Consider the following 4,995-nt stretch of genomic DNA (forward strand, 5'->3'; position numbering starts at 1 on the left):
GAACCAGGTCGGAGCGGTTTGAATAGAAGCCCTCCTGCACCAGCAGGTCGACTTGGCCGAGATCGACGACACCCATGTTGATGGTCATCTTCTCCGTCTCGCCGACCCGTTGTCTGGGTTCGATCACTCTGCTCGGCATCGTTTGCATCCATATGGAATCCATTTGGATGGCTAGTAGACCATATTTTTGCCACTAGGATGCGATGCGCAGGAGACGCCGGACGTCCTGCACGCGCACGACTGCCATGCGGCGAGGGCCTGCGCCTACCTGCGAGCACATCCGGCAACCCGCGCCACGTCGGTCTTCACGGTTCACAACCTCGCGTCGCGCGACGCCGCGTAGGCTGAACCGCTTCGCGTGGCGGTGCGCCTCGTCTACGACGAAGCGCTGGCCCATCGCGTCATCGCCGGCGCCGACGCGATCCTCGTGCCCTCGCGCTTCGAGCCTCGCGGCGCCATGTCCGCGAACCGATGAGAACCCGATCCCGCGTCCCGGACCGAGCGAAGGTGGTCCATCGATGCCGGCACGCAGGCTCGCCTTGTCCTGGGGGGTGCGTCCCTCCCGCGCAGACTTTGCGACCGTGGTTACGGGCCGTCGAACGTGGCTGCCTGCAGTGGCGGCTTGTGGTCCGCCGCCTGCTCCCCGGCTTCGCGCGGCTGACAGCCGCTCGGACGGAACTGCGAGGTGGCCCCCGCCTGGCGCTGCTCGTACTGGCTCACGCGGAACAGACGTTCATCAACGCCGCGCACGAACAGGATGAACAACGAGGCAACGAGCGACGCAAGGGCCAGCACGCCGAGCGCCAGCCCCGAAATCGTGCGCTGGGCCGGGTCGACGACGGCGAAGTAACCGGCGATCAACAGCACCGCGCCCGAAAACGCCGCCACGAGCTGCATGTTGTTGATGCGAAGGATCCACATGAGGACTCCTGGAGACAGTGCGAGGGCCGCGAAATCGATTCGGGGCGGTTGTACCTCTGCATAGCAACGTCCGGCACGCCGCGCCTCGCACAGTCGGCGTTAATGAGAACTTGTGCATCCATCTGTGTTGCGCGGCTCACAGAGCGGCCGCTTCATGGACCGATCAATCTCGACGCCCACGATCTGCGGCGAACAAGATCGATCTATGCAAAGTTCACGCGGTCATTCTTGCTGCGGTTGTGAGAATACAAAGCGTTCGGCCCAGCAGACAGCAACCTAAAAGCATCTCAGTTTTGGAACCCGGTAGATGACCCGCTCAATAGGCAGCGATGCCGCAGTGCTGTTCGACGGCCAACGACTGACCATTGAAGACATCAACGCGTTAGCGAGCCGGCAATGCGTCGCCTCATTGAGCGATTCCGTTGAGTTCTGCGGCGCCATCCAAGCCGGGGCCGACTTCGTGGCGCGCCTGCTCGCCGAGGAAGGCGTTATCTACGGCGTGACCACCGGGTATGGCGATTCCTGCACCGTCAACGTCCCGGCGCATCTGGTGGCCGAGTTGCCGCACCATCTGTACGCCTATCACGGCTGCGGCGCCGGGCAGTTTCTCGACCCGGCTCAGACGCGCGCCGTGTTGTCCGCAAGGCTAGCGTCTCTTTGTCAAGGAATGTCCGGCGTGAGCATGGACTTGCTGCGGCAGATACAGGCACTGCTTCAACACGACATCCTTCCCCTGATTCCCTCAGAAGGCTCGGTCGGGGCCAGCGGCGATCTGACGCCGCTTTCCTACCTCGCGGCAGCACTGTGCGGCGAGCGCGAGGTGATGTTCGCCGGGCGGCGCATGCCGGCCGCCGAGGCGCTCGCTGACGTCGGTATGCGGCCCTTGCGCCTGCGGCCCAAGGAAGGGCTGGCCATCATGAACGGCACGGCCGTGATGACGGGCCTAGCCTGCCTGGCCTGGCAGCGGGCCGAATATCTGTGCCGAATGGCCACGCGCCTGACCGCGCTGAACGTCGTGGCGAGCGCTGGCAACGCCCATCACTTCGACGAAGCCCTGTTTGCCGTCAAGCCGCATCCCGGGCAACAACTGGTTGCGTCGCGCCTGCGGGCGGATCTCGCCAGCGATCGCCCCTCCCGCAACGAACAGCGTTTGCAGGACCGCTATTCGCTGCGCTGCGCCCCTCATGTGATCGGTGTGCTGCAAGACGTGCTGCCGTTCCTGCGGCAATTGATAGAGAACGAGCTGAACAGCGCGAACGACAACCCCATCATCGACGCGCGCGAAGAGCGTGTGCTTCATGGGGGGCACTTCTACGGGGGCCATATCGCCTTCGCGATGGACGCATTGAAGACGGCGGTCGCCAATGTGGCCGATCTGCTCGACCGCCAACTGGCCTTGCTGGTCGATACCCGCTACAACCACGGCCTGCCGGGCAACCTTTCCGCATCCACGGGCGAGCGTGCAGCCATCAATCATGGCCTGAAAGCGCTTCAGATCAGCGTATCCGCCTGGACTGCCGAGGCGCTGAAGGGCTGCATGCCCGCCTCGGTGTTCTCGCGTTCGACCGAATGCCACAACCAGGACAAGGTCAGCATGGGCACGATTGCCGCGCGCGACTGCCTGCGTGTTCTGGAGCTGAGCGAGCAGGTGCTCGCGGCCATGCTCATCGCCGCACGCCAGGCCGTGACGCTCCGAGCGCTGAGGCAAGACATCACGCTGAGTCCTGCGCTGCAGGCGATGCACGCCGACTTGTGCGATCGCATCGAGCTGGTGGTCGAGGACCGTGCGCTGGACGGCGACCTGCAGCGCATGCTGGTTGCCTTGCGCAGCGAAAGCTGGCGTCTGTACCAATCGTGAGCCCCACGCTGCGTGCCCCATTGAACGGCGATCCAACCATTCTCGCCAAGCGCAAAGGCGACTCGCCGCGGCCTTAAACACGGTGCGTCCCGAGCCGATAAGCATCGGGTCGGCCTTGGCCGACCCTCGTCGGTGCCTTTAAGGCACCGATATGTCAAGGCCACTGGCCGGGCCGACACAGAAGGCTCCTTTCAACGAGATCTACAACCCTAAGTCAGGAAGTACCGATGACCGTTGCCATCCTCGAAACCGTCGCATTCGGCAAGACCGATGTCGAAAACGTGCTGTCCAAGATGAACGATGCGCAGCTCAACAAGCTCGCCTTCGGCGCCGTCGAGCTCGACGCCACCGGCAAGATCCTCAAATACAACGCGGTCGAAGGCGCCATCACGGGCCGCGACCCCAAGTCCGTTGTTGGCAAGAATTTCTTCAGCGAAGTCGCGCCGTGCACCAACCGCCCTGAATTCAAAGGCGTCTTCGATGCGGGCGTGAAGGCCAACAACCTCAACACGCTGTTCGAGTATGTGTTCGATCATCAGATGAAGCCGACGAAGGTGAAGATCCACATGAAGCGCGCCATCTCCGGCGGCTCGTTCTGGATTTTCGTCAAGCGGGTCTGAGCATGACCACACCGACAAACACGGCGGGTGCCTGGCACGAACAACCAGGCGCGCTGTCGCGTTTCGTCGGCGACCTGATCGCCGGCGAGGTCGCCCACTTGCGCCCGGGAGGCGCCGCATTGCCCGCGCAGCCCTGGCCGCTCGAGTTGTCGCTCGACGAGGACGGCCTGGGGCTGGACTCGCTCGAAAGGCTGTCGGTGGCCTCCGCGCTCAACGAGGCGTTGCACCTGCACGAAAGCGGCATCGAAGACCTGCTTCTCGCCAAGCGCTGCTTCGGGGAGTGGCTGGAAATCGCCCACACCGGACTTCGTCAATCTGATGCCCGGCTGAGTTTTCGCACCTCCGGCAGCAGCGGCACGCCCAAGGCGTGCGCACACGCGCTGGCGACGCTGGAGCAGGAAGCAGATTGCCTGGCCATGATGCTGGGCGGCGCCCGGCGTCTGCTGGTCGCCGTGCCAGCCCACCATATCTACGGCTTTCTTTTCACAGTATTGCTGCCAGCACGCCTGGGCGTTGCCGACGTGATCGATGTCAGGAGAACCACCCCCCAGGCACTGCAGCACATGATGAGCGCCGGAGACCTCGTGATCAGCCACCCGGCGCATTGGTCGCTCATGGCCAAGCATGCCTCCACGATCCCAGCCGGCGTCGTCGGTGTGACATCGACTGCACCGTGCGACGACGCGCTTGCAAGATCGCTCGAGAAACACGGGCTCCAGCGACTGCTGCAGGTCTACGGAAGCTCGGAAACTGCTGCGGTGGGGTGGCGGGAGCAGGCTGGAGCGCCGTATTGCCTGCTGCCGTTCTGGTCATTCGACCAGGCAGACGACTCGCGCCTGCTACGCGCAACCCCTCAGGGCTCCGTGCACGCGCACGATCTGCAGGACCGGCTCGAGTGGCTGGCCGACGGGCGCTTCAACCTGCGGAGCCGGCGCGATGAAGCCGTACAGGTCGGCGGTATCAACGTCTTTCCGGCGCGTATCAGGCAGCTTCTGCTCGAGCATCCTGAAGTTGCCGACGCAGCAGTGCGTTTGATGAGCGCTGGCGAAGGATCAAGGCTCAAAGCGTTTGTCGTCCCAGCCTCAGGCACCGACCGTGAGGCACTGCGCGCGGACCTCGAGCGCGCGACGCAGACACGCCTGTCGGCCGTTGAAAGACCGAAAGCCTGGGCCTTCGGCGCCAGCTTGCCGGTCAACGACCAGGGCAAGCTTTGCGACTGGCCGCTTGCCACGAACGTGGCTGGCGCAATGCGCACCTGAGTCGCCAGGGACGGATTCACCGTAAGCGCTCAATGAACCGCGTCCTTGAATGACGCGCCGGTTGCTGACAGCCTACGTTCCCACGTAGTTGAACGTGGGAATGTGATGTCAGACGATTTGGAAGACCTGGCGCGCCGACTTGTGATCGGCCGCAAGAGCGACGGGCGCAGCGTGTACGACGACGCGGCGAAGGCCAAGTTGGTGGCTGCGTGCGGCAGGCCGGGCGCGTCGGTGTCGCGACTGGCTCGCGAGTGCGGGATCAATGCCAACCAGCTCAGCCGCTGGGTGCGCGAGCACAGCGAGCGACGCCAGCGTGCGGTCGTGGCGAGCCCCGGCA

5 protein-coding genes and 2 pseudogenes are annotated in these 4,995 nt (G+C 64.2%); 5 read left to right on the forward strand and 2 right to left on the reverse strand.

Features of this window, described 5'->3' with window-relative positions; genetic code table 11:
• Window positions 1-139 (reverse strand): annotated as a pseudogene (locus H0W40_RS19195) (CopG family transcriptional regulator); the annotation flags it as partial.
• A 78-nt stretch (window positions 140-217) separates the two neighbouring features.
• On the opposite strand from H0W40_RS19195, the pseudogene H0W40_RS19200 reads away from it, so the two are divergent.
• Window positions 218-325 (forward strand): annotated as a pseudogene (locus H0W40_RS19200) (glycogen/starch synthase); the annotation flags it as partial.
• Window positions 326-585: 260 nt separating this feature from the next.
• On the opposite strand, the gene H0W40_RS19205 reads toward H0W40_RS19200, so the two are convergent.
• Window positions 586-921 (reverse strand): hypothetical protein, encoded by a 336-nt coding sequence (locus tag H0W40_RS19205; protein ID WP_292449430.1) that lies wholly within the window; start codon window positions 919-921, stop codon window positions 586-588.
• A gap of 307 nt (window positions 922-1,228) precedes the next feature.
• On the opposite strand from H0W40_RS19205, the gene hutH reads away from it, so the two are divergent.
• The 4 genes from hutH to H0W40_RS19225 all read left to right on the forward strand — a co-directional run.
• Window positions 1,229-2,779 carry a histidine ammonia-lyase gene (gene hutH, locus H0W40_RS19210; protein ID WP_292449431.1) on the forward strand — a complete coding sequence of 517 codons (1,551 nt, stop codon included), beginning with the start codon at window positions 1,229-1,231 and terminating at the stop codon, window positions 2,777-2,779.
• A gap of 227 nt (window positions 2,780-3,006) precedes the next feature.
• Window positions 3,007-3,399, forward strand: a complete 393-nt coding sequence (gene pyp / locus H0W40_RS19215) for a photoactive yellow protein (RefSeq protein ID WP_292449433.1) — start codon at window positions 3,007-3,009, stop codon at window positions 3,397-3,399.
• Window positions 3,400-3,401: 2 nt separating this feature from the next.
• Window positions 3,402-4,658 (forward strand): 4-coumarate--CoA ligase, encoded by a 1,257-nt coding sequence (gene pcl, locus H0W40_RS19220; RefSeq protein ID WP_292449434.1) that lies wholly within the window; start codon window positions 3,402-3,404, stop codon window positions 4,656-4,658.
• Between the two features lie 105 nt (window positions 4,659-4,763).
• A partial coding sequence (locus H0W40_RS19225) for a transposase (RefSeq protein ID WP_292449436.1) occupies window positions 4,764-4,995 on the forward strand: 232 nt, incomplete at its 3' end.

It is taken from the genome of Methylibium sp., assembly GCF_013817345.1.
In the GTDB taxonomy this organism is placed as follows: Bacteria; Pseudomonadota; Gammaproteobacteria; order Burkholderiales; family Burkholderiaceae_C; genus Methylibium.

Bases quoted from the DNA above. Each gene is read 5' to 3' on its own strand.
- H0W40_RS19205 (WP_292449430.1), bottom strand. From the start codon at position 921: ATGTGGATCCTTCGCATCAACAACATGCAGCTCGTGGCGGCGTTTTCG.
- pyp (WP_292449433.1), top strand. From the start codon at position 3,007: ATGACCGTTGCCATCCTCGAAACCGTCGCATTCGGCAAGACCGATGTC.
- pcl (WP_292449434.1), top strand. From the start codon at position 3,402: ATGACCACACCGACAAACACGGCGGGTGCCTGGCACGAACAACCAGGC.
- hutH (WP_292449431.1), top strand. From the start codon at position 1,229: ATGACCCGCTCAATAGGCAGCGATGCCGCAGTGCTGTTCGACGGCCAA.